Below are 3474 nucleotides of genomic sequence, written 5' to 3' on the forward strand. Positions count from 1 at the left end.
GGTTCGATCGATTCCTGCGTGTTGGGCAGTCGTTCAATCTGGCGTACACCGGCCAGGTTACCCCAAACAACTGTCTTATCAGCCGTTACGACCACCGCCAGGTATCCCCACTGGCGGACGGCGTCCGCTACGGAAAACCCGGCCAGATTCATCCAATCGTGGGAATCCACGGGCCGCCGCGCATTCAATCGGATTTCGACAGGTCCGGACACCTTTTTTGGAAAACTCACCTCCACCACTCCGTCGGAACTGCCCCCGCCTGAATTCCCGGCAACTTCCGTGACCGTGTAGCCGGAGGTGTTGGTGGGCAGCAAACTCGCTCCCTGCGGCAAATGGATGCGCACTCGGTCAAACGGCGTGGTGTAGCTCCGGACGGTGAGTCGGGCATCAAAATCCACACTCGTGCCGCTGGTTCGAACGATGACGAGCCCCACGCTTTCCAGAATAGGTGGTTTCTCCTTTTCCGGCGTCGCTTCCCCGTGCCATGCCAGTTCGAATCCCGGTCCCAAACCGGCAATTTTCAGCCGGGTGGTCCTGGCCGCCGTGGTCTCGGTTCCCACAAGCGTCGCCCCAGGACTGAGTGTCACGGTCGGATTTTCCACAGGAAGCTCGAGTTCCAACTGGGAGACGGGAGTTTCTGGCACGCTGAGCACAAGGCGACGATCGTTCCCGTTTTGAATCACCGGGACCCAGGCCTGAAGTGTGATGTCTTCCAGCGACTCCTTCTTCCCCTGGAGATACACGACATAACCGCCATCATTTTGACTACGAAAAATGAGCAACTGACTTCCATCCGCCCGACGCGGAATCTCTCGGAGGATCATTTGCTCCAGTCCCAGGGGGACCCGCACAGGCGTGTCGGTGAGGATGCGGACTTTGCACTCGATGAGAAGCTCTGCATAGTGATCGAAGGCTTTGCCCGTGATGTTCACCCCTTCGAGCGCATAGGCGGGTGGACGAGAACGCTGTTCGAGCGCGTCGCGAAGCCGAACCAGCTCCTCGAATTGGGCCATTGTCCAGCCCAGCATGAGCTTCAGACTGCCGTCGGCGTCGCGCAGGTAGATTTGCTCCGGCTTCACCTCTTCCACTGCGGGCGGGCTGGGCTGCGAAGTTGGGGGTGACGTCCCCGTGGGGCCACCGGGTTGGCCGGTCTCTGTTGCTGGAGGGCTCTGGGCTGCATTCGCCGAGGAAGGAGCACCGCTCTGGCCAGCCTGACTTGTTCCTCCTGGCAGGGCCTGTTGTGGGATCTCCATCGGAGGTTCCGTCATCCAACCGGATGGAACGCCACTCGGCGACTGTTGCGCGGCGACGTCACGCAGGCCCACTCCCAGTGCCAGCATGCCCGCCATGACCATGAAAACGGCAGGCCACAGCCCAAGCCTGCGGAGGGCCCTCTCCGCTGCCACACCTCTGCCGCAAATGCGTCTCGCCTGGTTTACGGGAATAGGAAATCCCACCAAAACGGCTGGCCCTTCCTCAGCTTGATCTTGTTAGTTCACCCGGCAGTCAGAAATCACGATGAGGGTGCACAATCACATCTCGTAACCATGAGAATAGCTGGTTACTTTTCTAGTTTACCCAATCGACAAGATTTGATCAAAGAACAGCCGCTTCCGATCATGTTGCGAGGCGATGCTGCCCACTTTTTGGACGGGGTCACATCGGTAAAGCGTGTCCGATCAGCGACGGTACACCGTACCTCCAGCAGGGGCCGCTTCTGCCGTATAGTCGGGGGCCGAGTTGGAGCCGGGCCGGTCCACTTGGGCAAGGACCTCCGGTGTCCCCAACAGGAGGATCTCCTCGTTCTTTTTGAGAAAGTAGGGAACCCCGGCAATAGGAGCGAGATTTGCCCCCAATTTTTCACGGATTTGCTCATACCGTTTCCGGGTCAGAAGCAGGCAGAAATTCCCCTGCTTGGCCATGTCGTTAATCACGTTCGGTCCCTGTGAGGCGGGCAGGAATCGGATAGGCCGTCCCAGGTAAAATACCCAGCTCGGCTCAAGCGAATCGTAGGCAGCCACGGTGAGGGGCTCCTGCGACGAGGTTCGGAGTTCGCGCAGAATACGGGCGAGATGATCAAACTGCTGATGGCGGGAGACCCGTACGGCGGCAACCCCGAAAAGTCCCACGACAAATACCCATGCAGCCGTAGCCAGCGCCACCGCGAAGCCCAACCTTTGCCCGCGACGCAGTGCCAGCCAACAGGCAGCTCCTCCTGCCACCCAGACCAGCCCAAGAATTCCCAGGATCTCCTCACCGGGCAAAAAAATGTGGGCCGCTACGGGAATGGCCACCGTCACGACGAGCCCGGATCCACTCAGGATCCACGCCACTGCATAGGGCGATCGCTGATTGTTCTCGGGCTGTCTCAGCCAGGAATCAAGCCACCATGCGGTTAGCAGCGCGAAGGCCGGCAAAGAGGGCGTGATGTAATTGGGCAGCTTGGTCCCCGCTAAAGAGAAAAAGCCAATGTATACCGCCGCCCAAATGAGCAGGAATCTCACAATCTTTCCATCGCGATCCGTCGATCGGGCGGTTTTGATCCCGCGTGCCAGAGCCGAAATCAAAAAGAGTGCCCACGGGAAAAAGCAAGCAAACAGTACCAGGGGGTAGTAAAAAATCGGCCCCGAATGGTCTTCCATGGGATGCAGGAACCGGCCGACGTTATGCGTCAGGAAAAATCCTCTCAGCCATGCTCCGTCAGTGCGTATTCCAACCCATACATACCACGGCATGGCCACCGCGAGCGTCACGAAAAGCCCCGGCAGGAGAAACATCCTCCGTACCACAGCGAGAATCCGGGCAGGACGCAAGAACTCGCGGATTCCAGCCAGCCATCGTGCAAAGCGGGGAAGCCCCTCTCCACGCGGCAGTGGCTCTTCCACCATGTGATACAGGCCAATGATTCCCGCGGGAAGCAGAAACCCGATAGGCCCCTTGGCGAGCACCGCTAACCCCATCGCCGCGTAACTGGCCAGCGCCAGGCCCTTCGCCCATCGATCGCGGCCCCTGGCCCCAGTCCCCAGCACGAATGCCTGAGCGTAGAGCCACAGGGCGGCCGCGGAAAAGAAAATGAGCACGGAGTCGGGAGTGGCAGCGCGGGCCGCTACCGGAAACATCATACAGGTCGCCAGCATGAGAGCGGCCCAAAACCCGACCTCTGGTCGAAATGCACGCCGTCCCAGATCGTAAGTGATCGCCACCGTCCCGAGTCCAAAAATTGCCGAAAAAAATCGGGCGGCAAACTCATTGACCCCGAAAACACTGTACGCCAGCATCATGAACCAGTAGAGCAGCACCGGCTTGTGGTCCCTCAACTCTCCGTTGAAGACCGGAACCACCCAGTCATGCCGTTCCAACATCTCCCGGGCACAGCCGGCATTCCGGGGCTCATCCCGATCCCACAATCGGGGCTGCCCCAGATTGACGAAGAAAACGCTGGCCGCCAGAACAAGCGCCAGTCCGAAATAGGCG

At 59.5% G+C, this 3474-nt stretch carries 2 protein-coding genes; both read right to left on the bottom strand.

The features are described 5' to 3' along the window. The coding region (locus H5U08_RS13145) for a hypothetical protein (RefSeq protein ID WP_297033852.1) at positions 1-1406 on the bottom strand (1406 nt) is incomplete at its 3' end. A 273-nt stretch (positions 1407-1679) separates the two neighbouring features. Next, positions 1680-3474 (bottom strand): glycosyltransferase family 39 protein (locus H5U08_RS13150; RefSeq protein ID WP_297033854.1); only part of this gene is annotated, 1795 nt, incomplete at its 5' end.

This window comes from Thermogutta sp. (assembly GCF_014359955.1).
Lineage (GTDB): Bacteria > Planctomycetota > Planctomycetia > Pirellulales > Thermoguttaceae > Thermogutta.